We start from the raw sequence: 24746 nt of genomic DNA, 5'->3' as shown, positions 1-24746 counted from the left end.
AGAACGAAGCAGGAAATATATCAAAGGATGAGGTCATTTATTTTAATATGTTGTTTGCTGGTATGTGCACAGCAACTGCAGGCACAGATAGGCCAGCGTTTCGGCAATATGGGCGGCGGTGGCTCTTCCTCCATGCAAAAAGATACCGGCAGCCACAAGCATGACCTGGATACGCTTACCATCACTTACCGCAGGCTGGGAGAACCTACCGACTTCAGGCTGGATTCTTCTATTGCTGATTTTAACGGCGCTTTCCTGCGTATCCCGGGGAACTATGTATTTCTGGGAAATAATGGTGCTCCTGCCCGTAACGTGATGTTTACGCCATTCATGAAACCGGGTTTTGATGCAGGTTTCCATATATTTGATCCTTACGCATTTACTCATGAAAATGCCCGTATCTATACTACCAACCGGCCTTATTCGGAACTGCAGTATATGATTGGTAGTCAGCAGGAACAGCAGATAGGCGTATTGCATACACAAAACCGTACAGACCATTTCAACTTCGGTTTTGAATACAATAAGATCTACGCCCCCGGCTATTTCAGATCACAATCCACTAACCACGACGTATACCGCATTACCGGCCGTTATAACAGCAGGAATAAACGGTATAATGCATACCTCAGCTGGTTCTACAACAAGTTTAACAACGGTGAGAACGGTGGTCTCAGGGAGGGTGATACCATCCTGGATAACCCCCGTTACAATAACCGTAAGACCATTGACGTGAACCTGGGTAACTATTCAGCGACCAGCACAGGCCTGTTTAGTACCACCCTGCCGGTGAAAACATCACAAAGGCAGTCAGGTATTCTGTTTATACAGCAGTACGATTGGGGTAAAGGGGATACGGTTCACGTGAACGATACTACGGACTACTACAAATTTGATCCTTTCTTCCGCGTACAATATAGTTTCAAGGTGGATAACAACAGTGCATCCTACCTGGATGGACAGCCCGATACCTTTTATTATACCAACCGCTATAAATGGGGATTCAACGGCGATACCGTCCGCGCGCAGCATGACTGGCGTACCATTTCCAATGACTTCTCCCTTATACAATTCCCGGTGCGTGGCAACCAGGCGCATTTTATCAGTGCAGGGGCCAGGTATGAAAATATCAGGGGAACTTTTCTCGATGCAGGTGTGAATTTTAACAACTTTGTGCTACACGGTGAATACCGGAATAAAACGCGTAACCAGAAGTGGGACCTTTCTGCCAAGGGTGAATTTTATCTCGCAGGACAAAATTCAGGAGACTACAACGTCACCGGTATGCTGAGCCGTTATCTCAATGAAACATTGGGAAATGTGCACCTCTTCTTCAGTAATACCAACCGCGAGCCCTCGTATGTCTACAAATATTTCGGCAGTACATACGATAGCTGGTATAACAGTACGCTGGGAAAGGAGAATATTACACAATTGCAGTTCTCTGCTGATAATAAGAAGTTAAAGTATAACCTGGCAGTGAACTATTATCTGATCGAGAACTATACTTACTTCGAAAATTATTACACCAGTACACAGGCGCCCGCCTTGTTCAACCTGTTACAGGTCATATTCAGCAAACATTTCAGGTATAAACACTACAACTGGTATATGGATTTCGCATTTCAGCAGGTACACGGGGATGGTAGGATAAATGTGCCTACCATCTGGACCCGTCACAGGCTGGCATATGAAAACAAGTTATTTAACAACCTGAACCTGATGACAGGTATCGAAGCAAAATATAATACCTCTTATTATGCAGACGATTACTCTCCGGTAACAGGTCAATTTGTGTATCAGACTACACAGCGGGTGAAGTATTATGCGCCGGATCTGGCAGCGTTTGTACACTTCAGGATCAAGTCATTATCTGCATTTATCAGGGGAGAGAACCTGAATACATTTTTTGCAACAAACAACTTTGCCGGACCAGCTTACCCGTACAACAACTTCACGTTCAGACTGGGCATCCGCTGGTGGTTCATTAACTAACAAAACGTTAACAACTTCCCGAAATACGTATAGGTGAGACCGTAAACGCCTTTAAATCAGGGCGTTAGTACTTTTTTAAGTAAACCGTTTTACTACTGTTGCAAGGCTGCAGCCGCGTTTAGACTGCAACCTTCTGGCGTGCTCTTTGTTTAAGTTTGTATAAAAGCATTTTAACATGAAGGCGTTTACAGTAGTTATTAACACAGACAGATATATCGTAAAACCTCTGAATGGTCATTCTCCCCGCTTTCTCGTGAACGTAAACGGGCAGGATGTTGTTTTTGAACATGATATGGATGGCCATGTCAGGGCCGAAGCTACTAAAGCAGCCAGCATGTCATTATTACTGGGTCTGGCAGATAAAATCGAAGAGAGCGCAGGGATGTAAGTAAATCTGGCAGTAAATTGCTAAATTTGCATCCGCAACATGAAGAGATTTATAACCATATTACTAGCTTTCCTGTATGTCACGCTCACCAGTGGGTTCACGGTGAACGCGCACTACTGCATGGGAAAGCTGGCCTCAGTGGATTTTAAATCTCATGCAGATGACGTTTGTAATATGTGCAGCAAACCCGGAAAAAAGGGTAAATGCTGCAAGGATGAATACAAATACTGTAAAGCAGACGTTTCCTCCCATGAAGTTGCCAAAGTGCAGCAAAACAGTGAGCCATCCGTAAAGGCACTCAGCCTGCCGGTGATCATTGTACCTGTGCCTGCATTGACCAATACCCACCTTACTGCAATCAATAATCACGGTCCGCCCGACAGTGATCATCTTCCGCTGTACATACAATACTGCACTTATCTGATCTGATCGTACACATGAATGACCCATCAGCTGCTGAACGCTGCAAGCGTCAGCAATACACGCGTTTATTATCAAGTACAAAATATCAGATCATGAAATCATTCTTTGCAATCATATTCCTGGCCATAGGCCTGCATTTCACTTCATCCGCACAGATCAAAAAAGCTTCCTTACAAGCCTCCGGCTTAACCTGCGCCATGTGCTCAAGAGCTACGATGGAAGCACTGAAAACACTCCCTTTTGTCGATAAGATAGATACAGACCTGAACAACACCACTTTCCTCTTGTCTTTCAAACCCGGCGCTGCTGTGAACATTGACGAGATCAGGGCGAAAGTAGAGGATGCCGGTTTCTCTGTAGCCAAACTGGTACTCACCGCCTCGTTTGATAAGGTAGCGGTTGAAAAGGATACGCATATCCAATATGCGGGCGCTACTTTTCATTTCATTAATGCCAAACAGCAGGTGTTATCCGGCGACCAGCAATTGACGGTGATAGACAAGGACTTCGTATCGGCAAAACAGTTTAAGAAGTTCAGTACGCAAACCACGATGCCATGTTACCAGACAGGCACGATGGCAGGTTGCTGCAAAGCTGGCGGCCAGACAGCTCCGGCACGTATTTATCATGTTACCATCTGATTCACCGGAAATTATCTCCAGTAATATTTGTAAATGAAAAGAGCCTTATTCTTTATCGTCCTCCTTATGCCTGCATGGTTGTATGCACAGGAATTATATGTCTCTACTGAACCAGCCAGTAATATGCCGGCCAATTCCCTGGGCTTCCGGGTAACCAACCGGTTCTTTAAAATGGAAGCCGAAGGGGTGACGGGTATACGTATAGAGCCTGAACTCATGTGGGGGATCTCTAAAAAGTTGATGGTGCATGTGGCCGGGCTGGCTTCCAATCAGATGCAGCCCTCCATTGAATGGGAGGGGGCAAGCATTTATGCCAAATACCGCTTCCTGTCTAAAGACGATGTGCATTCACATTTCCGGATGGCTGCTTATGCGAAGGGCGCTATTATCAATAATCCATTTGTACCACCGATGCGGGAACATATGCGTAAACCATATGATAATCAGGAGTTGGACCTGGAAGGCGGGGCATCGGGTGTGGCTGGCGGTCTTATTGCCACGCAATTGCTGCATAAGCTGGCGCTTTCTGCTACACTGGGGTATAACAGGTTCATGAACAACACGAAAGACAAACGGCCGGATGATATGCCAGCCAATGCTGTAAACTACAGTTTATCAGCAGGTTATTTGCTGCTGCCGAGGAGTTATCGCAGTTATGAACAAACCAACCTGAACCTGTATGTGGAATTCCTCGGGAAAGCGAATACAGACGCGTTGAGCCGGAGTCAGTACCTGGATATTGCTCCTGCTATCCAGTTTATTTTTAATAGCAGCACCCGGCTGGATTTTTCTTACCGTACACAATTATTTGGTGACATGTCTCGCAATGTATTTAATACCTTTACATTACGGTTCGAGCACAATATTTTTAATATTTCAACAAAAAGAAAATGAAGAACGCATTGGTAACAGTACTAAGGTTCATCCAGTCACTGTTTGTGAAGAAGAATTGTTGTAAATAACTATTCCAATCTATTAGTAAATTGTTGCTCTAACAGAGGTTTCCGCAAGGAAACCGAAAAGGGTGTATCGTATTTCGGTACACCTTTTTTTGTTCGCCCGCAGGCTAACGTGAAGCAATATATTTTTCTTTTCCAGCATTTGTACATAGCAAATGCCTATCTTTAGCCTATTGTTTTGTATCGCCAATGAAGTATAGGTTTCTAAGGGACAGTTTAACTATTGTAATTGTATTGTTTTCATTGTTTGCCTGCCACAGAAAGCGGGTGCTCCGGGAAAAAGAAATAGTAAAAGATGTACGGCAGCTAAGTGAAGTAATTCCGGAAAATATAGCAGAACGTCTCGAATATATCGTGGACAATGAAGATGTCATGGAAGATAGTGTGCCAGCGCTGCGTAGCGGGGCATTGACTTATTTCTACCAGCAGACCAGCAACAACCCCGTATGGTCGTCCGAAGGCGTGCTTGACCCGCAGGCCGATTCCCTGTTTTACTATGTGTCTCATGCCGATGAATCCGGACTGAATCCGGCCAGCTACCACAATGTGGCGCTGACACAGGCCATGAAACGCCTGAAAGAAGATGCAGCTGCCAGGAAAGATGCAGCCCTCTGGGCACAGGTGGACGTGCTGATGACAGACGCTTTTATGAAGATGGCCACACATTTACGCTTTGGGGTGGCTCCGAGGGATAGCATCACCTTACGCCGGGATTCTGTTTATTCAGATACCTTGCTGGCCAATTATCTGACTGCTGCCTTACACCAGCATATTGTTGGCGCTACCTTACGGTGGCAGGAGCCGCAGCACCAGGGCTACCAGCAGCTGAAATCAGCCTGGATCAACTTTAAGGGAAAATATAGTGACATGAAATGGGATTCCGTGCCCGCTTCATATACGGATACACCTGCCTACCGGCAGCAGTTGATCAACCGGCTGGTACAAAGCGGCCACCTGGATACTTCCGGTGGCCATGGCACTGATACGGTGCTCCTGAAAAAGGCTATCCGTGCTTTTCAGAAAGAGTTTAATATGTATGAAGATGGCCAGGCAGGCAAAAAAACTGTCCAGGTGCTGAACAAGAGCTACCGCGACTGGCGGGCGCAGGTGGCCGTGAATATGGACCGCTGGCGCAAACTGCCCGATACCCTTCCTCAACGCTTCATCATGGTGAACATCCCCGGTTACAGAATGGAGCTGTGGGATAGCGGAACAGTAGTGCTGACATCGAAGGTCATTGTAGGCGCGCCACGCACACGTACGCCTTTGCTCAATTCCCGCATGACCAATTTCATCATGTTTCCCTACTGGCGCGTACCTTTCAGTATCACCATCAAAGAAATGCTGCCTGCCATCAAAAAAGACAGGGCATACCTGGCCAAAAAGAGCCTGGAGATCATTGACAGGGATGGAAATGCCATCAATCCTGATAGCGTACACTGGGAGCGCATGAGTAAAAACTACTTCCCTTATGTACTCCGCCAGATGGATGGCCTGGAGAACTCACTGGGTATCATGAAGTTCAATTTTATGAACAAATACGCGGTATATCTGCACGATACAAACAACAGGGGCCTTTTCTCCAATGCCTACAGGGCGCTTAGCCATGGCTGCGTGAGGGTGCAGCAATGGGATAGCCTGGCAATGTACCTCACAAAAGATGATAGCCGCCACCCGCGCGACAGTATGCGTATGTGGCTGGCGAACGGAAATAAAAAGCAGATCGATATTCAGCGGGCAGTCCCCATTTACCTGCGGTATTTTTCAGCGGAAGGAAGAGAGGGCAGTATCGTATTCCATGAGGACATCTATGGCGAAGACAGAGTACTGCGGAGGATAATGGGAATGTAGGTAGTTATGTGATTTTCGTACCTTTGTCCTCATGTCTGGTAGTCTATCAGTAGCAGAAAGGATAAAAGCAGGAATACCTGTTTTTAATAATAATACACCGCCTGATTTCAATGTGGCGTACTATGAAGTGAAGAGTGTTCCCATTTCGCTGCCATATCACCGGCGCGACTATTTCAAGATCTGGATCATCATTGGTAACAGCAGATTACACTTTGCCGACAAGACTATTGATATTGACAGGCAAAGGCCGGCCATCGTATTCTCCAATCCTTTAGTGCCTTACTCGTTTGAAACGGAAGACGACGAACGTTGCGGGTACTGGTGTGTTTTCACAGAAGAATTCTTCAAAACCAAAGACAGGAATGAAAGCCTGCAGGAATCTCCCTTGTTTAGAATAGGAGGGGACAACGTATTCTATCCGGACAAAGATCAACTGGCCACATTCCGCCATTTATATGATAAGATGATCGCGGAAATGAACGCTGATTATGTTCATAAGTATGATATGATCAGAAGTTACATTAACCTCATTATCCATGAGGCGATGAAAATGCAGCCTGCTATGAGTGCCGCCAGGCATAAGAATGCTAATCAGAGGATCGCCTCCATTTTTATAGAGCTGCTGGAGCGGCAGTTCCCTATTGAATCTCCGAAGCGCACACTGGTGCTCAGAAGGGCGGGCGACTATGCTGCGGCGCTTTCTATACATGTGAATCATCTGAACTTTGCTGTAAAGGAAATCACCGGTAAATCCACTTCTACACATATCACAGAGAGGATGCTCAATGAAGCCAAAGCCCTGCTGAAACATAGCGATTGGAGTATAGCAGATATAGCCTACAGTCTTGGCTTTGAATATCCGAACCACTTTAATAACTTTTTTAAAAAGAACACTAACACCACCCCGCTCTTATTCAGGAAATGAAGCGCCATTCATAGTAGCCCTTCCATTACAATCTTATCTGGCTGACTTATTTGATTTTCGTACTTTTTTCTTTGATCACGGCTCTTTTCCAGAGCCCGTGAAGGATAGCTTTGTGCAGTATTAAAATCATATCGCATGAAGTATAAAGTATTGGGAAACACAGGATTGGCAGTGTCCACCTTATGTCTTGGCACCATGACATTCGGAGGAAAGGGTATATACCAGGTGGTGGGCACACTTGGTCAACCGGAAGTGGATAAATTGTTTAAACGGGCAGTAGACGCTGGTATCAACTTTATAGATACTGCTAACATATACTCAGAGGGTATGTCGGAAGAGCTGACGGGACAGGCTATCCGGAACCTGGGTTTAAAGCGGGATGACCTGGTGATTGCTACCAAGGTTTGCGCAGCTATGGGTGCTGGCCTCAATGATAAGGGACTGTCCCGCAAGCATATCATGCAGCAGGTGGAAGCAAGTCTGAAGCGCCTGAATACCGACTATATCGATCTTTATCAGGCGCATGCCTATGATCCGGTGGTACCATTGGAAGAGACGTTAAGAGCAATGGACGATCTGATCACCAGTGGGAAAGTGCGCTACATCGGAGCCAGCAACAATGGCGCCTGGCACCTTATGAAGGCGCTGGCTTGTGCGGAGAAGCACAACCTGCATGCATACATCTCCATGCAGTCGCATTATTCTATAGCCACCCGTGAACTGGAACGCGAAGTGATCCCTGCACTGGTTGACCAGCGCGTGGGTTTGATGGTCTGGAGTCCTTTAGTGGCTGGCCTGTTGAGCGGTAAGTATAAGAGAAACGGCGAATCAACTGAGGAGGGCCGGTATAAAAAGTTTTCATTTATCCCGGTGGATACAGAACGTGCTTTTAACATCCTGGATGTACTGCAGGAAATGGCTGCTGAGAAAGGATCCACCGTTGCACAGCTTTCGCTGGCATGGCTGCTGCATCAACCTGCGGTAACGAGTGTGATAATAGGGGCGAACAATTTATCCCAGCTGGATGATAACCTGCAGTCTGTAAATGTTCAGTTCACGGCCGAAGAACTGCAGCGGCTTGACGATGTGAGTAGGCTGCCGGTGGAATATCCTAACTGGATTTTCGATTGGAGGAATAGATAAAAGCGTCCTGGACAACGGTGTCAACCAGATTAAATCGAAACCCGGTGATCATTCGCGCCAATGAGCTCCGTTGGGAGCGATGTGTTTGTAGCGCGGGGTTTTCAACCCCGGGGCCGCATAACGTGATCATTCGCTGCCGGTGGCATGCGATGTGTTTATAACGCACGATGCACCCCGCAACGGCAAAACGGCCATCAATCGCTTCAATGAGCTCCTTTAGGAGCGATGTGTTTGTAACGCGGGGTTTCAACCCCGGGGTTTAAAATAACGAGGTCCCTGCATTCGCAGGGACCTCGTGTTTATATCAGTATTACGTACGTGGCTTATTTTTTCAGTTTCGCTTTCAGTGCGTTATCCAGTTCCTGGAGGAACTCTTCAGTGTAAAGATAATGCTTTCCGTGCTCAACTTTGTTACCGTGTATACAAACTGCCAGATCTTTTGTCATCTTGCCGCTTTCTACTGTTTCAACGCAAACAGCTTCCAGTGCATGACAGAAGTCGATCAGTGCCTGGTTTTTATCCAGACGGCCACGGAATTCCAGACCACGGGTCCATGCGAAGATAGACGCGATAGGGTTGGTGGAAGTTGGTTTACCAGCCTGGTGATCGCGGTAGTGGCGGGTTACAGTACCGTGTGCAGCCTCCGCTTCCATTACAGTACCATCAGGAGTAACCAGGGTAGAAGTCATCAGACCCAGTGAACCGAAGCCCTGTGCAACAGTGTCAGACTGAACGTCGCCATCGTAGTTCTTACAAGCCCATACGAAGTTACCGTTCCATTTCAGTGCGCTCGCCACCATGTCATCGATCAGGCGGTGCTCGTAGGTCAGGCCGTTTTTCTGGAATTCAGCCTTGAATTCGTTCTGATAGATCTCTTCGAAAATGTCTTTGAAACGGCCATCGTATTTTTTCAGGATGGTGTTCTTGGTGCTCAGGTACAGCGGCCATTTTTTGATCAGCGCCTGGTTGAAACAAGCACGTGCAAATCCTTTGATAGACTCGTCAGTGTTGTACATTGCCAGGGCAACGCCATCGCCTTTGAAGTTGAATACTTCATGCTCGATCACTTCACCGTTCTCGCCTTCGAACTTGATGGTCAGTTTACCTTTACCTTTAGTTACGAAGTCTGTAGCGCGGTACTGGTCACCGAAAGCATGACGACCGATGCAGATAGGAGCAGTCCAGTTAGGCACCAGACGAGGTACGTTCTGTGTCACGATTGGCTCGCGGAATACAGTACCGTCAAGGATGTTACGGATAGTACCATTTGGAGACTTCCACATCTGTTTCAGCTTGAATTCCTTCACACGCTCTTCATCAGGAGTGATGGTAGCGCATTTGATACCAACACCTACTTCCTTGATAGCATTAGCAGCATCAATGGTCACCTGGTCATTGGTAGCATCACGATGTTCCATGCCGAGGTCAAAGTATTTGATATCAACGTCCAGGTAAGGAAGGATCAGTTTATCTTTAATGAATTTCCAGATGATTCGTGTCATTTCATCTCCATCCAGTTCAACCACCGGGTTGGCGACTTTGATTTTTTCTGCCATTTCGACTTTGATTTTTAATTAGATACGAGTGTTCATGTGATAATCGTGAAATATACGATAACCGGGTATAATTTACAAGTTCCGCTTTCCATGGGCTGGTTTTGCAACAATTCTTTGACAAAAAAATGAATTATCACTGTCTACCAACGCCTTGAAAAGCGGAACTATATGTTTTTGTGTATCCCGGAGGGTTACAGGTGCTTGATCACTTCATCTGCAAATTCACTGGTTTTTACCAGTGTAGCGTCGTCCATCAGCTTGTAGAAATCTATGGTCACACGTTTACGTGCAATCGCTGTGCTGAGGCCGTGTATAATGATATCTGCTGCTTCTTTCCAGCCCATATATTCCAGCATCATTACGCCGCTGAGGATAACTGAGCTCGGGTTCATAGTATCTGTATTGGCGAAGCGCGGTGCAGTACCGTGAGTAGCTTCAAATACAGCGTGGCCGGTCAGATAGTTAATGTTAGCGCCCGGAGCGATACCGATACCACCTACTGCAGCGGCAAGCGCATCGGAAATATAGTCGCCGTTCAGGTTCAGCGTAGCTACTACAGAGTAGTCCTGTGGCGCGAGGAGGATCTGCTGAAGGAAGTTATCTGCGATAACATCTTTCACGATCAGTTTTTTATGTGCGATAGCTACATTCAGTTCTTTGTTGGCCTCGTCTTCACCGCTGGCTTTTTTAGTGGCTTCCCACTGTTCCCAGGTGTATACTTTGTCGCCGAATTCACGTACCGCCAGTTCATAACCCCAGTTTTTGAAGCCGCCTTCGGTAAATTTCATGATGTTCCCTTTGTGTACCAGGGTCAGGGAAGGCAGTTTCTGTTCCAGCGCATATTTCAGGGCTGCACGTACCAGCCTTTCAGTACCTTCTTTGGAAACAGGTTTGATACCCAGGGAAGAGGTTTCCGGGAAGCGGATCTTCTTCACACCCATTTCGTTCTGCAGGAAGTTCAGCAGCTTTTCAGCTTCCGGTGTTCCGTACATGTATTCTATACCAGCGTAAATATCTTCAGTGTTCTCGCGGAAGATCACCATGTCCACTTTTTCAGGATGTTTTACCGGAGAAGGTACTTTATCAAACCAACGTACAGGGCGTACACATGCATAAAGGTCCAGTTCCTGGCGCATTGCCACGTTCAGAGAGCGGATACCGCCACCTACCGGTGTGGACAATGGTCCTTTGATGGATACCAGGTACTCTTTAAATGCATCCAGTGTCGCTTTTGGCAGCCATTCACCTGTCCGCTGAAAGGCTTTTTCCCCAGCCAGCACTTCTTTCCATTCTATCTTTCTTTTTCCACCATAGGCTTTTTCAACAGCGGCGTCAAATACACGCACACTCGCCCGCCAGATATCAGGTCCTATTCCGTCACCTTCAATGAATGGAATAATGGGATGATTAGGCACCTGTAACTGGCCATTGGTCATTGATATTTTTTCTGCCGGCATAAAACAGTTTCTTTACGAGTTTCGTAATTTATAATAATCGAGCGCAAAGGTACGGAATCCACACATCTTATGGGCTACTATATATGGTCTATGGTCTTTTTCTTATTTTTAGCTGCAAAAAAAGAAGAGATCCCTATGATACCGGGTATTCACACCGCCCAGGACACTACTGTCAGCAATTTTACCTATCTGGCCCTGGGAGATAGTTATACAATCGGAGAAAGTGTGCCGGAAGAGCACCGTTTCCCCGTACAGGCAGCCAGGCTGCTGACCGAGAAAGGTATTACCGTCGCTCCTCCCCGCATTATCGCTAAAACAGGATGGACCACAGACGAACTGGAAGCTGCAGTCAACGAAGCAGCGATCACTGATACCTTCAGTATCGTGACCCTGCTCATAGGCGTGAACAACCAGTACAGAGGGCGTAGCGTCGTGGAGTACAAGACCGAATTCACCCACTTGCTGAAACAAGCCATCCAGTTTGCCGGTGGCCATTCAGACAGGGTGGTAGTACTGTCCATCCCCGACTGGGGTGTGGTGCCTTTTGCTGAGGGCCGCGACAGGCAACAGATTGCAGATGAAATAGACGCGTTTAATGCCGCCAATAAGACAATTGCAAAGAAATTCAGGGTACACTACCTCGATATTACTGCCGACAGCCGGGAAGCTGCCGGAGATCCCAGCCTGGTAGCCGGTGACGGACTGCATTACTCCGGCAAGGAAATGGCCATTTGGGCCGGTAAATTAGCCGGTATAATGGAGGCCATCCTGCAATGATCATTTTTACCGCCTTTTTCATGCCGTTTACCGGGAATGAGCAACCTGTTAGCCTAAATAGGCTTTCTTAACCCACAGGCTCTTCCTAAGTTTGTATCGTAAATGTTAAACATCACATGGATAACCAAGAATATACGAAAGACGAAAAACAGGCAGAAAGGAGCGCCGAAAGAAGAGCGGAGAGAAGGCTGAGAAGAGCGGAGAGAAATGAGGGCTATAAATTCGGCAAAGGCATTATCTTTTTACTGATCGGTATTTTTCTCTTCATAAATAGCCTCGATCTGAACCTTCCGCCCTGGATGTTTTCCTGGCAGACATTGCTGATCGTTATAGGCACTGTTGTTCTTGCCATCAGCAATTTTAAGAACTGGGGCGGTCTTATCATGATGCTGGTTGGCGCCATCTTCCTGGTAAAAGAATACGTATACATCTCATATGATATCACCCGTTTTATATGGCCAGCTGTCTTTACGGTGATCGGCCTGGCGCTGATCTTCGGCAAACGACAGGAATCTACCATGAAAGACAGGCGGATATTGCCCCCCAGTACCAGCGTAGAAGACTATATCGACTCCTCCGTTATTTTCAGCGGCGAAAACAGAGTAGTGGTATCCAAACAGTTCAGAGGCGGAAAGGTCGTAGCCATCTTCGGGGGCGCTGACATTAACCTGATACAGGCCGACTTTCAGGACCGTATTGAATTTGATGCCACCTGCATTTTCGGTGGTATTGAACTGATCGTTCCTGCCAACTGGGATGTACGTCTGGAAATGCAGACTATCATGGGTGGTGTAGAAGACAAACGCCCGATAGAACTGCTGGCCAATAATTCCGACAAGATCTTCGTGATCAAGGGCATGTGCATCTTCGGCGGAGTTGAGATTAAAAACTATATCTGATTAACTTTATTTCATCCTCTAATAATCATATTTTATGCAATGGTTTGTAGCGAAGATCGTTTACCAGATCATCACCGGAAAAGGAGAACATCACCCGCAGTTTGATGAACAATTACGTCTGATAAGTGCAAACACGCGTGATGAAGCCTGGAAACGCGCAAGCGAGATAGGTATGCAGGAACAATATGCATTCAGGAATCAAAGACAGGAACTGGTAGAATGGCGCTTTATCAGCGTACCTGAGGTGAATGTGCTGAACAACCTGGGAGATGGCATGGAGCTCTATTCCCGTATTGAAGAACCAGGAGATGCCAACGCATATATTTCCTGGTTGCAGGTAAAAGCGAATCACCTGAAAGGACAGCAACTGCTGGACATTCACGCTTAATTACTTAAATCTTTATTCCAGATTCTTTGGCAAATCCACTACTGGCAAACAAATCTTTCAGATGGGCTTTAATAGGTACGAGCTATGTGTTCACCATCCTGCATGCCTATCTGTTGATATGCTGGTTTAATATCAGTGACAGTATTGCATGGACAGACAGCGTAGTACACAATGTGTTACTGGCGTTGACGGGGGTAGCTGTTTGTTTCAGTATGTCACATTACCGGCCTGCGAAAGGAAAATACGTTTTCCTGCTGGCCTATTGTACAGGACTTACCATCGTATGGGAAACCTTCAGTTACTGTACCCTGTATCATATTTTTGATTCAGTAGCTTACTATCAGTCCTGGCTGATCACAGCGCTCCCGGTACGTTTTATAATAGGCTGGCTGGTCATCACCGCGCTGGGTATCAAAAACGTGATGTGGTACAGTATGGAAGATCAGCGGGAGGAGCTGGCACGTAAAGAAGCCACAGAACGCATGGCAAGAGAAGCCGAGTTGTATAAGCTGAGACAACAGTTGCAACCGCACTTCCTGTTCAACAGCCTGAATTCTATCAATGCGCTGATCGCTTTACGGCCGCAGCAGGCGAGGGAAATGGTGCTGAAACTGAGCGATTTTCTGCGGGGTACACTCAAACGCGAAGACCAGCAATGGATCTTTCTGCCGGAGGAATTACAGTATCTGCAGTTATATCTTGATATTGAGAAAGTGCGTTTTGGTCACCGTTTAGCTACGGAAATTACTGCGGATGATAATACAGGCCGTTTAATGCTCCCGCCGATGCTCCTGCAGCCCGTTGTGGAGAACGCCATCAAGTACGGACTATACGATACAACAGAATCTATTACGATTTCAATTGCAGCATGGCAGACAGATGACATGTTGCATATACAGGTACGGAACCCTTTTGATCCTGAACTGCAGACACATGCTGGCACAGGTTTCGGGCTCTCATCCATCGAACGGCGGCTTTATCTGTTATTTGGCAGAAAAGACCTGCTGGAAGCAAAAGCAAACGGAAACATTTTTACAACCCTGATTAAAGTGCCACAACTATATGATAAAAGCAGTAATAATTGATGATGAACCCCTGGCGCGTGAGATCGTAAAGGAATACCTGCAGTCCTTTCCGCAGGTACAACTGATGCAGGAATGTGGTGATGGATTTGAAGGATTGAAGGCCATACAACAGCAACAGCCTGATATCATCTTCCTGGATGTGCAGATGCCTAAGATCAATGGTTTTGAAATGCTGGAACTGGTGGAAGAACTGCCTGCGGTGATATTTACGACAGCGTTTGAAGAACATGCTATCCGTGCTTTTGAAGTGAACGCTGTTGACTATCTGCTGAAACCATTTTCAAAAGAACGCTTTGATAGAGCCGTGCAGAAATGGCTGGACCGTCATGCTGCCGATGAACTCCAGCAAACGGCTGCTGTGCTGGAAACTGCGGCTACGTCACCCATACAGAGCAATAGGGTGGTCGTGAAGATCAGTGGTAAGATCAAGATCATTCCCGTACAGGATATTCACTACCTGGAAGCTGCGGATGATTATGTAAAAATAGTGACGCCGGAAGGAACTTTCCTGAAGAACAAAACCATGCAGTTCTTCGAGAAATCACTGGACCCGCAGCAATTTGCGCGTGTACACCGTTCCTATATGCTGAACATCAACCAGGTGACGCGTATTGAACCTTATGAAAAGGAAAACCACCTGGCCATTTTAAAGACCGGCGCCAAAGTACCGGTAAGCAAGACAGGATATCCAAGGCTGAAAACAGCGCTGGGATTATAAGATATATTGCTTTTTTCAGGAGAAGAGGGAGAGATGCTGGTCATCTTTCCCTTTCTTTTTATTGTACCACCAATACGGGTATCCTTACTTTATGCCTTACCTGGTTGGTCGTTTCCCCATAGATCCAGTCTTTGATACCGGTATGTCCATGGCCGCCCAGCACCAGGAAATCAGCTCCTTCCTCCTTCACGATCCGCACAATTTCTTCTGCACGGTGCCGGTAGCCCAGCAATCCTTTCGCTCTGATATTTTTTGCATGCAGTAAAGAGATGTAAGCCTGCATCTGTTCTTTGTCTTTTCTTGTTTCGAAGTCGTCAGACTCTCTTCCAAGATATTTAGCAGAGGCGCTTTCCACCACATGTATCAACAGGTATTCCGTCATCGGGTTCCCGTGCGCCAATGCATTGGAGATGATCTTTTCATCGTCCCTGCTGAAGTCCAGCGCCAGTGCAATACGATTATATACCGGTGGCTGGATATCTCCCAGCGAGAAATCGGGCGTGGTATGAATACGGGAAGATGCTTTCTGCTGATAACGGCTGATCAGCGGATAAGCTATGGTGATAACGATGAGGGCCAGGAAACCTACACCCGCTGTAATGATCAGTATATCCACCCAGATGTTGCCATTGTTGCTGATATACTTAGCCGCTTCCGTATACACCATGCGGGTGTTCAGGTAAACCAGCACAGCGGTAATGATCCAGCTGATCACTTTTACCAGCGGACCAACCGCATAACTGCCCATGGTCTTTTTATCGCTTACAAAGTGTATGAGCGGAATGATGGCAAAGCCCAGCTGCAAACTTAACAGCACCTGGCTGAATACCAGCAGTTCGCCTACTTTCTCCGGACCGGCTATCAGGATCACGAAGAGGGCAGGGATGATCGCCAGCAGTCGTGTAAGCAGGCGGCGCAGCCATGGATTGATACGCAGTCGCAGGTAACCCTCCATTACGATCTGTCCTGCCAGCGTACCCGTAACAGTTGAACTCTGTCCGGCGGCAATCAGCGCAATGGCAAAGAGGGCAGGGGCCCATTTATTGCCCAGCAGTCCTTCCAGCAGCCGGTGTGCATCCTGGATCTCCGCAATGTCTGTACGGCCTGTTTTAAAGAACACCGTCGCCGCCAGTATGAGGATGGCTGCGTTCACAAAGAAGGCCAGGTTTAACGCTACAGCGCTGTCTATGAAGTTGAGCTTCAGTGCCTGCCGGATGCCCTTTTCATCGCGCTGGATCTTGCGGGTCTGTACCAGTGCAGAATGCAGGTAAAGGTTGTGCGGCATCACCGTAGCCCCTATGATTCCGATTGCAATATATAATGCAGCATTGTCAGGGATGGTGGGTACAAAACCCGTCACTACTTCCCCCATCACCGGCTTAGCCATCACCAATTCTACCAGGAAAGAGACGCCGACTATTGCCACCAGGCTAATAATAAAGGCCTCCATCTTCCGGATGCCATAGCGCTGTAATATCAGCAGCAGGAAGGTATCCAGCACGGTGATGCTTACACCCCACTGCAGTGGCAGACCGGTGAGCAGCTGTATACCAATGGCCATACCCAGCACTTCTGCCAGGTCTGTGGCTGCAATGGCTATTTCTGCCAGTATGTATAAAATGAAATTAACACCCGGGGGATAGGTTTCGCGATTGGCCTGCGCGAGGTCCCTTCCGCGTACAATGCCAAGACGGGCACTGAGCGATTGCAGCAGCAGCGCCATGAGATTACTCATTAAGAGCACCCACAATAATTTATAACCATACTGGCTACCGCCGGCCAGGTCTGTGGCCCAGTTGCCGGGGTCCATATATCCGACGCTGACGAGATATGCAGGGCCGAAAAATGCCAGTAATTTGCGCCAGCGGCTCGTGCTGGGCACAGTAGTATCTACACTTTGATGAACTTCGCCTAACGATGTGTGCTGATGATTCATATGTTAGCTGTTATGCAGCCGCAGACCTATGCCGGCTGTTCGTTGTACATGTGTCAGGACTGACCTGTATACGTGTTAATGGCCGGATGTATTGTCTGCCAACTGCTTTATATCGGTTTGACCATTATATTTTTTGAGACCTGCTCACTGATCGTAAATGCAGGCTGATTGCGGATCTTCAGTTCGATGGAGTTGTCAAACTCATACCGTTCTATTACATCCAGTTGTGTCCCTAAGCGGATGCCTTTGGCATTCAGGAATTCAAGTAATGCGGTTGACTTGTCGGAAACTGCTACTACCTCCAGTCTTTTAGCCTTTGCTTTATGCAGTGGCGTATGTGCGCGGGGCTTGCCCATTTTACCCTGGGCGTCAGGAATAGGATCACCATGAGGATCTATCTGTGGGTTACCCAGGAACTCGCTGAGGCGGTTGGTCATCTTTTCGCTGCGTACGTGCTCCAGCTCTTCTGCCAGCTCATGTACCTCCTCCCAGCTGAATGCTAATTTATCTACCAGGAAACACTCCCACAGGCGATGCCTGCGAATAATGGATAGTGCCGCCTTTTTTCCGTCCGCAGTCAGGTTGATACCCTGATACTTTTCGTATTCGATAAGTTTCTTCTCTTTTAGTTTTTTCGCCATATCGGTAACCGATGCAGGCTTGGTGTCCAGTTCGCCGGCCAGCGCGTTGGTCGAAACCGCTTCCTGTCCTTCTTCTTCCAGTTTATAAATTGACTTGATGTAATTCTCCTCAGCAATCGACAAATTCATAATTCCTTAAAATAAAGTTTAGGTAAATCTAAATAAAAGGTGTGAGAATTACAAATGCAACGGCCCGGGCAGTACCCTTATTTTGATCATATCATTTTTTTCTCTAACTTTTCGGCCATAATAAACAAGCATATACGCATGAATAAGCTCGTGTTAGCGCTGTTGACTATCGGTTTACTGGCCGGTTGCGGATCGAAAAAGAAGAATTCAGGAAAAGATACCTTTACGTTTGAAGATTTCCGTCAATTATTTACACAGGCAAAACTGCCCTACAAGTTAACTCCGGAAACCTTACGGGAGAAATCTCCTGATTCTGCTGCCATTTCGCCGGAATTAATGAAACAGTTCCTGATAGATACATTGGGTAGATCCGATTTTCCTGAAGGAACAGTTATCAGGTTTTATCCACTGGCTACTATCGATGGTGCTGCGGTGAATTATTTTGTGGTAAAAGCAGTAGGCAAAGCAACAAGTACAGCTTACATATGCTTCCTCGATAAAAAAGGTCATTACCTGAACCGTATGGCTGTAGCAAAGGTGGATGACAAAAAAGACCAGCATTATTTTTCTGTAGATACCCGCCAGGTTGTCAAGATCACTAACGAAACAGAAATAAGCCCGGGGCGTAGGGCCATCAGGGAAGATTTTTACGGTGTTGGGGAAGATGGAAGGGCGACATTGATCATGACCAACACCAGCGGAGACGCTGTTGCCAACCAGATATTTAACCCGATCGATACATTGGCTGCAACGCACAAACTGTCCGGCGACTATCTTTCCGGCGAAACCAGTGTTGTGTCTATCCGCGATGGACAAGATCCGAAATCATTCCTGTTCTTCATCTCCTTCTCAAAAGATAAGACAGGTTGTAAAGGAGAATTGTCCGGAACGGGGCATTTTACCGGCAATAATAAAGGTGAATATAAAGACAAGGAAACCTCCTGTGGTATTGCCTTTCAGTTTGCTTCCGACAGAGTGAGCATCAAAGAAATAGGGGGCTGCGGCGCCTACAGGGGGGTGCGTTGTTTCTTTGAAGGAAGTTACAAGAAGAAGAAAAAGTAAGTACGATCAGTATAGAAATGACTCCGCTTCGTGTATTATGGGGCGGAGTTTTTTATTGTGATTTTTTGATGATGCCGAGGAAGTCCTCACGCGCTATCATTCTTGCTCCCAGTGAGGCCAGATGGGCTGTATATACCTGGCAATCGATCATTTCAAGGCCCTGTTCTGCCGCATATTTCACAAAGGTAATAAAGGCCGCTTTAGAGGCATTGCTGACGCGGGCAAACATAGACTCACCAAAGAAACAATCGCCAATCTGTACGCCGTAGAAGCCGCCTACCAGTTTATCGTGCTGCCAGCATTCAATGGAATGGGCATAACCAGCTTCGTGCAGTGCCGTATAGGCTTTCTCTACATCCGGAGTGATCCAGGTGCCATCCTGACCAGGCCGGGGCGAGTCTTTACAACCCCTGATCACACCCCGGAAATCTTTATTGATGGTAAATGTGAACAAGCCCTTCTTCAGCACCTGTTTCATACTGGCAGAGATCTTCAGTTCATCAGGAAATAATACGAATCTTGGGTCGGGGCACCACCAGAGGATAGGTGGCTCGTTGTACCAGGGGAAGATACCTTCACTGTAAGCCAGCAGTAGTCTGTCCGGCGACAAGTCCCCACCATAGGCCAACAGTCCATCTGGCTCCGCCAGATCAACGGGTGGGAAAATCAAATCATTGGTGAGTTGAAATACTGGCATTAGCTTTCTACCGCTTCTTCAAGAGTAGCGCTGATGCCCCTGTCGAGCAGGGCTTCGCACATAGGGCGGAGACGGGAGAATTCACCCTGCTTTACGGCATACTTGCCATTGTGGTGAATGATCAAAGCACATTGTTCAGCCTGTTCCGGGGAATGGTCACACACTTCAATGAGAGATTGGATCACCCAGTCGAAGGTGTTAACCTCATCATTCCATACAATGAGGCTGAAAGGGAACTGCTCATCTTCAGCCACCAATACATCTTCCCATTCTTTTGTTTGCGTGCCTGTTTGCTTACGCTGGCTCATAATCCGGTAAAAACTTTACACAAAACTACGGCTAATAATCGTTAAATTAAATAGGAAAGTTTTAAACTAATGCCACAGTAATGGTTTTGAAAATCATGTGTTTAACATAATCGGCAGCCATTGGCTGATAATTGTTATTATTGTGGTCACTAGAAGCGTAGGTTATGAATGTATTGAACGGCATTAAATTGTTGATGGATATTAGCTTACCGTTAAAAGATCCGGTTCCGATTTTCTCTTTGGTATTGTTTATCATCCTGTTAGCCCCTATCATACTCCGTAAGTTCCGTATTCCGAGTATTATAGGTCTGATACTGGCGGGGATGGCGATAGGCGACCATGGGTTCAAGATCATTGAGAAGGGGAGTATTGATCTGTTTGGAAAGGCAGGTTTGCTCTACATTATGTTCCTTGCCGGCCTGGAGCTGGATATGACTGAATTCAGGAAGAACCGTAACCGCAGTCTCGTCTTTGGTGCATTTACTTTTTTTATCCCACTTATCTTAGGATATTTTGTCTGCCACTATCTGCTGCACTTCAATTTCATGGCTACCTTACTGGTATCCAGCATGTTTGCCACGCATACACTGGTGGCATATCCGCTGGCCAGCCGTTTGGGCATCACTAAAAATGAGGCTGTTACCGTTGCGGTAGGCGGCACCATCATTACCGATACAGCCGTGCTGGTGATACTGGCGATCATTACCGGTGCAGCAGCAGGCAATCTGAACACGCATTTCTGGGTGCGGCTATCTGTGTCCCTCATTGTGTTTGCCGCTATCATACTCTGGATATTCCCGCTGATAGGACGCTGGTTCTTCAAAAAGATCAAAGACGATAAAACATCCCACTTCATCTTCGTACTGGCGCTGGTATTCCTGGCGGCCTTCCTGGCTGAACTGGCAGGTGTGGAAGGTATCATTGGAGCTTTCCTGGCTGGTCTTGCCCTGAACCAGCTGATACCACACACTTCTCCGCTCATGAACAGGATTGAGTTTACAGGCAATGCCCTGTTCATTCCCTTCTTCCTGATCAGCGTAGGGATGCTGGTTGATCTGCGGGTATTGCTGAAAGGTCCTGAAGCACTGATGATAGCAAGTGTACTTACGATAATGGCGCTGGTCAGCAAATGGTTTGCTGCGTTCTTTACACAACTTTCCTTTGGTTATACACCGACACAACGAAATGTAATATTCGGATTAAGCGGTTCACACGCCGCTGCTACGATAGCTGTGATATTGATCGGGTTCAACATGGGTATCATCAATGAGAATGTGCTGAACGGTACGGTGGTGCTGATCCTGGTTACCTGTCTGGTAAGCTCTTTCGTAACAGAAAGCGCAGGCCGCAAACTGGCTATTGTGGAAGCTGAGCGGAAGCCGGTCGAGGAAGAGATGCCCGAAAGATTACTGGTACCTATTTCCCGGCAGGGACATATGGAAGCACTGCTTGATTTTGCCCTGATGATCAAAGATCCTGATGCCAGTACCCCTATTTATCCGCTGGCGGTAGTGCAGGATGATGAAGAGGCCAAGCAGAAGGTAGCGCTTACCGGCAAGATCATGGAGGCCGCTGTCATGTATGCGGGTGCTACGGAAAGCAGGGTGCAGGCAGTGACACGTATTGACCTGAACGTTTCTGATGGTATTGCTCGCGCAGCAAAAGAACTGCTGATAACAGATGTGGTACTCGGCTGGCCGGATAAAACCACTACAACAGAGCGTCTCTTTGGCTCCATCTTTGGTACTACGCTCGACAACGTGTTGCAGAGTGTATGGGAGAACGTCTATGTATGCGATTTCCACTACCCGCTGAACGCTACCCGTAAACTGGTGCTGGTCATGCCTAAGAATGCGGAATACGAAATCGGGTTCCTTCATTATATACAAAAGATCTTCCTGCTCAGCAAACAGATAGGCGCAAGGTTGCTGCTGTGTTGCTGTACTAAAACACAATCAGCCGTAGAAGCCTATCTCCAGCAGTTTAAACTGAATATAGAGATCACCTTCAGGCAGTTCAACAACATCGAAGAGTTGTTGAAGCTCGAAAAGGATATCACGAAAAATGATCTTCTCATGGTGGTGGCTGCCCGTAAAGGAACACTTTCTCATCATCCCTATCTGGATGGCATGCCGGGACGTTTAAGCAAACATTTTCCTGCCAATAATATTGTGCTGATCTATCCGGAGCAAAGAGAGATAGATTACATAGAAGCAGGTGTGCAGCCTGAAGACCTTACACTCGCGCCTATCCAGGAACAGCTGGCTAATCTGAATAAACTGGGTAAAGCAGTGAAACGCATCCTCAAAGGAAAGAAATAGTTTAGGGCATCCTTTCAAGGTGAATGAACTTGTTTTCTATCGGGATATACTCTTCACATACCAGCCGTCGTAAGAATCTATAAATAACATTATGATCCATGATGGATGGGCCGCATGCAGTGCGCCCATCTGTCTTACCATACCTGTAGGCCACCACTCCTGAATGCCCTACTACAGATTAATAAAATTCCCGGTTGAACGGCCGCCAATACATGGCGTCGTCCGGTATTTCTTTCTTCCAAATAACCGATATGGGCTGACAAATCTTTTCAGCGTCATCACATTAAACAAAACATTGTGTGAATGTTCCCACGGATATAGCAGCGCTGGGATCAGGGCTTTGGCAGTGGATCTGCCCTGAATTAGGGGATGCTCTTTAACCGGATTCGGGGATAAGCGGTTCACAGGAGCGGCAATACCTTTGACCATGTAACCTTTTTCCTCAAAACAGGACATTGGAACAAGACACAACTGTGAAGTCTATGTGATCACAGGTCTCGATAATCAGCAACAATTAAATGACATTTCAGCAATGAAAAACCACAACGAACAATTGAAAGGTAAAAAGATCCTTTTCGCAACAGTGCCTGCCGACGGGCATTTCAACCCACTGACCGGACTGGCAAAACATTTACAGGCATCGGGCTGCGATGTACGGTGGTATGCTTCCCCTCTCTTTACAAAGAAGCTGGACAAACTGGGTATTCAGCATTATCCTTTTGTAAAAGCACAGGACATAAACCAGGATAATCTGGGAACTGTATTTCCCCAAAGGGCACTGATCGAAGATCCTGCAGCGAAACTGGACTTTGACATGATAGAGATCTTCGCTAAAAGAGGGCCAGAGTACTACGAAGACATAAAAGCTATTTATCAGTCTTTTCGGTTTGATATCATGGTGGCGGATTCTGTGTTTACCGGCATCCCATTTGTCAGAGCCAGGATGAACATTCCGGTACTGGCAATCGGCATCGTTCCGCTCGCAGAGTATTCCGTTGATCTCGGACCTTATGGTTTGGCTTTACCTCCTGCTACCAATGAAGCTGAAAAAGCAAAATATGCGGAATTACACCAGCTGATGGATACAGTCGTGTTCAAAAAGTCAACAGATGTCCTGGATGACATTCTGAGCAGGTATGACATTGCTCACAAAAGGGGCTTCCTTTGTGATGTGCTGATACGTCAGTCCAGTTTGTATCTGCAGATAGGAACGCCCTCTTTCGAATATGAACGCAGTGATATAGGAAAGAACATCCGTTTTATAGGTGCATTGATGGCTTATGTGGAGAAGAAACAAACGCCATGGTTTGATGAGCGCCTGAAAGAATATAAGAAGGTAGTGCTATTGACACAGGGTACCGTAGAGAAAGATATCAATAAACTGATCATTCCGACGCTGGAAGCGTTTAAAGGTTCTGACGTGCTGGTAGTGACGGCAACCGCCAATAACCAGACAGCCGCATTACGGGCGCAATATCCGTACGATAACATCATCGTGGAGGATTATATTCCATTTGATGAGATCATGCCTTATGCCAGCGTTTATGTAACAAATGGAGGCTATGGCGGTACACTGTTGAGCATCAAACATAAGTTACCGATGGTAGCTGCGGGTATACATGAAGGAAAGAGTGAAATATGTGCCCGCATAGGTTACTTTAAACTGGGGCTTAACCTGGCTACGGATACGCCTACAGCAGCGCAGGTGAAAGATGCGGTGGATAAAGTACTTGCCGACAGCAGTTACAAAGAGCACATCACAAGGCTGGCCGATGAAATAAATACGTACAATGCGATAGAAACAAGTGCCGGTTATGTTGCCAGTTTAATACAGGCGCATGCTGCCAGCGCAGTTACGCAATAAGACATCTTGTAGCCATAAATGAAAAATAAGCCACAGATCATTGGTGTCTGTGGCTTATTCTTTTGGCAATATCTTTCGGATCAAATTAAATCATTCGAGCCATTAGGCTCCGTTAGGGGACGATGTGTTTGTAGCGCAGGTGCAAGTTGTGTAGCTGTATAATTAGATCATTCGTGTCAATAGGCTCCGTTAGGAGCCGATGTGTTTGTAGCCCGGGGTGCAACCCCGGGGCATAAAAAAAGGCCCATCTAAGATGGACCTTTAATACGTGGGAGTTGACGGATTCGAACCATCGACCCTCTGCTTGTAAGGCAGATGCTCTGAACCAGCTGAGCTAAACTCCCTTGAAGAAAAAAATCAGTGAAAAAACTTAAGAGTGGGAGTTGACGGATTCGAACCATCGACCCTCTGCTTGTAAGGCAGATGCTCTGAACCAGCTGAGCTAAACTCCCTCTTTTTTTCTTCGTTACCGTCAGGCCTTTCGTCTGATGGGATTGCAAAGGTATAAACTATTTTTATTCTGCCAAATTTTTTTGAGAAGATTTTGAAAAAAGTAAGTGCTTCTAAACTTATATTGCTATCA

The 24746-nt window shown here is 46.7% G+C and carries 22 protein-coding genes and 2 tRNA genes; 16 read left to right on the top strand and 8 right to left on the bottom strand.

All coding sequences use genetic code 11. The features are described 5' to 3' along the window. Window positions 1-27: 27 nt before the first annotated feature. The 8 genes from L3C95_RS25010 to L3C95_RS24975 all read left to right on the top strand — a co-directional run bounded on the left by L3C95_RS25010 (window position 28) and on the right by L3C95_RS24975 (window position 8325). Entirely contained in the window at window positions 28-1995 is a 1968-nt protein-coding gene (locus L3C95_RS25010) for a putative porin (RefSeq protein WP_236391911.1), read from the top strand. Between the two features lie 175 nt (window positions 1996-2170). Beyond that, a complete protein-coding gene (locus tag L3C95_RS25005; protein ID WP_236391909.1) occupies window positions 2171-2383 on the top strand; it encodes a hypothetical protein in 213 nt (70 codons plus the stop codon). 39 nt (window positions 2384-2422) lie between these two features. Continuing rightward, window positions 2423-2812, top strand: coding sequence for an HYC_CC_PP family protein (locus L3C95_RS25000; protein WP_236391907.1), 390 nt, complete (start codon window positions 2423-2425; stop codon window positions 2810-2812). 86 nt (window positions 2813-2898) lie between these two features. Further along, entirely contained in the window at window positions 2899-3447 is a 549-nt protein-coding gene (locus L3C95_RS24995) for a heavy-metal-associated domain-containing protein (RefSeq protein ID WP_236391905.1), read from the top strand. Window positions 3448-3480: 33 nt separating this feature from the next. Next, a complete protein-coding gene (locus L3C95_RS24990; protein ID WP_236391903.1) occupies window positions 3481-4341 on the top strand; it encodes a transporter in 861 nt (286 codons plus the stop codon). A 254-nt stretch (window positions 4342-4595) separates the two neighbouring features. Next, window positions 4596-6257 (top strand): murein L,D-transpeptidase, encoded by a 1662-nt coding sequence (locus L3C95_RS24985; protein WP_236391900.1) that lies wholly within the window; start codon window positions 4596-4598, stop codon window positions 6255-6257. Between the two features lie 31 nt (window positions 6258-6288). Continuing rightward, the gene (locus tag L3C95_RS24980) at window positions 6289-7182 is read left to right on the top strand and encodes a helix-turn-helix domain-containing protein (RefSeq protein ID WP_236391899.1); all 894 of its coding nucleotides are present in this window, start codon (window positions 6289-6291) and stop codon (window positions 7180-7182) included. A gap of 135 nt (window positions 7183-7317) precedes the next feature. After that, window positions 7318-8325: an aldo/keto reductase gene (locus tag L3C95_RS24975; protein WP_236391897.1), complete on the top strand. Its 1008-nt coding sequence runs from the start codon at window positions 7318-7320 to the stop codon at window positions 8323-8325. A 323-nt stretch (window positions 8326-8648) separates the two neighbouring features. On the opposite strand, the gene L3C95_RS24970 is transcribed toward L3C95_RS24975, so the two are convergent. Then, window positions 8649-9881 (bottom strand): NADP-dependent isocitrate dehydrogenase, encoded by a 1233-nt coding sequence (locus L3C95_RS24970; protein WP_236391895.1) that lies wholly within the window; start codon window positions 9879-9881, stop codon window positions 8649-8651. Between the two features lie 191 nt (window positions 9882-10072). Continuing rightward, a complete protein-coding gene (gene icd / locus L3C95_RS24965) occupies window positions 10073-11338 on the bottom strand; it encodes an NADP-dependent isocitrate dehydrogenase (protein WP_236391893.1) in 1266 nt (421 codons plus the stop codon). Between the two features lie 69 nt (window positions 11339-11407). Here icd and L3C95_RS24960 point away from each other — a divergent pair, with 69 nt between their 5' ends. The 5 genes from L3C95_RS24960 to L3C95_RS24940 all read left to right on the top strand — a co-directional run bounded on the left by L3C95_RS24960 (window position 11408) and on the right by L3C95_RS24940 (window position 15205). Next, a complete protein-coding gene (locus tag L3C95_RS24960; protein ID WP_236391891.1) occupies window positions 11408-12115 on the top strand; it encodes an SGNH/GDSL hydrolase family protein in 708 nt (235 codons plus the stop codon). Window positions 12116-12231: 116 nt separating this feature from the next. Beyond that, on the top strand, window positions 12232-13014 hold the full coding sequence (locus L3C95_RS24955) for a LiaF transmembrane domain-containing protein (protein ID WP_236391889.1): 783 nt from the start codon (window positions 12232-12234) through the stop codon (window positions 13012-13014). A 34-nt stretch (window positions 13015-13048) separates the two neighbouring features. Then, window positions 13049-13402 (top strand): DUF4288 domain-containing protein, encoded by a 354-nt coding sequence (locus L3C95_RS24950; RefSeq protein WP_236391887.1) that lies wholly within the window; start codon window positions 13049-13051, stop codon window positions 13400-13402. Window positions 13403-13428: 26 nt separating this feature from the next. Continuing rightward, entirely contained in the window at window positions 13429-14487 is a 1059-nt protein-coding gene (locus L3C95_RS24945; protein WP_236391885.1) for a sensor histidine kinase, read from the top strand. Further along, the gene (locus tag L3C95_RS24940) at window positions 14465-15205 is read left to right on the top strand and encodes a LytR/AlgR family response regulator transcription factor (protein WP_236391883.1); all 741 of its coding nucleotides are present in this window, start codon (window positions 14465-14467) and stop codon (window positions 15203-15205) included. Before L3C95_RS24945 ends, L3C95_RS24940 begins: the two co-directional genes overlap by 23 nt. A gap of 58 nt (window positions 15206-15263) precedes the next feature. Here the strand turns inward: L3C95_RS24940 and L3C95_RS24935 are convergent, their stop codons facing one another. Then, the gene (locus L3C95_RS24935) at window positions 15264-17141 is read right to left on the bottom strand and encodes an Nramp family divalent metal transporter (RefSeq protein WP_236391881.1); all 1878 of its coding nucleotides are present in this window, start codon (window positions 17139-17141) and stop codon (window positions 15264-15266) included. A 107-nt stretch (window positions 17142-17248) separates the two neighbouring features. Then, window positions 17249-17911, bottom strand: coding sequence for a metal-dependent transcriptional regulator (locus L3C95_RS24930; RefSeq protein ID WP_236391880.1), 663 nt, complete (start codon window positions 17909-17911; stop codon window positions 17249-17251). 138 nt (window positions 17912-18049) lie between these two features. Here L3C95_RS24930 and L3C95_RS24925 point away from each other — a divergent pair, with 138 nt between their 5' ends. After that, window positions 18050-18973, top strand: a complete 924-nt coding sequence (locus L3C95_RS24925; protein ID WP_236391879.1) for a hypothetical protein — start codon at window positions 18050-18052, stop codon at window positions 18971-18973. 52 nt (window positions 18974-19025) lie between these two features. Here the strand turns inward: L3C95_RS24925 and aat are convergent, their stop codons facing one another. Beyond that, on the bottom strand, window positions 19026-19643 hold the full coding sequence (gene aat, locus L3C95_RS24920) for a leucyl/phenylalanyl-tRNA--protein transferase (RefSeq protein WP_236391878.1): 618 nt from the start codon (window positions 19641-19643) through the stop codon (window positions 19026-19028). 26 nt (window positions 19644-19669) lie between these two features. Continuing rightward, complete coding sequence (locus L3C95_RS24915) at window positions 19670-19978, bottom strand: ATP-dependent Clp protease adaptor ClpS (RefSeq protein WP_106602012.1); 309 nt, start codon at window positions 19976-19978, stop codon at window positions 19670-19672. 164 nt (window positions 19979-20142) lie between these two features. Between L3C95_RS24915 and L3C95_RS24910 the strand changes: the two genes are divergently transcribed. Then, window positions 20143-22299 carry a cation:proton antiporter gene (locus tag L3C95_RS24910; RefSeq protein WP_236391876.1) on the top strand — a complete coding sequence of 719 codons (2157 nt, stop codon included), beginning with the start codon at window positions 20143-20145 and terminating at the stop codon, window positions 22297-22299. Window positions 22300-22831: 532 nt separating this feature from the next. After that, the gene (locus L3C95_RS24905) at window positions 22832-24163 is read left to right on the top strand and encodes a glycosyltransferase (protein ID WP_236391873.1); all 1332 of its coding nucleotides are present in this window, start codon (window positions 22832-22834) and stop codon (window positions 24161-24163) included. A 269-nt stretch (window positions 24164-24432) separates the two neighbouring features. Here L3C95_RS24905 and L3C95_RS24900 read toward each other — a convergent pair. Together L3C95_RS24900 and L3C95_RS24895 are read right to left on the bottom strand one after the other, a co-directional pair. Next, a tRNA-Val gene (locus L3C95_RS24900) sits at window positions 24433-24507 on the bottom strand. Window positions 24508-24540: 33 nt separating this feature from the next. Further along, a tRNA-Val gene (locus L3C95_RS24895) sits at window positions 24541-24615 on the bottom strand. Window positions 24616-24746 lie beyond the last annotated feature (131 nt).

The sequence above is a fragment of the Chitinophaga filiformis genome, assembly GCF_021646545.1.
GTDB classification, from domain to species: Bacteria; Bacteroidota; Bacteroidia; order Chitinophagales; family Chitinophagaceae; genus Chitinophaga; species Chitinophaga filiformis_A.
This window is presented reverse-complemented; position numbering and strand designations above follow the sequence as displayed.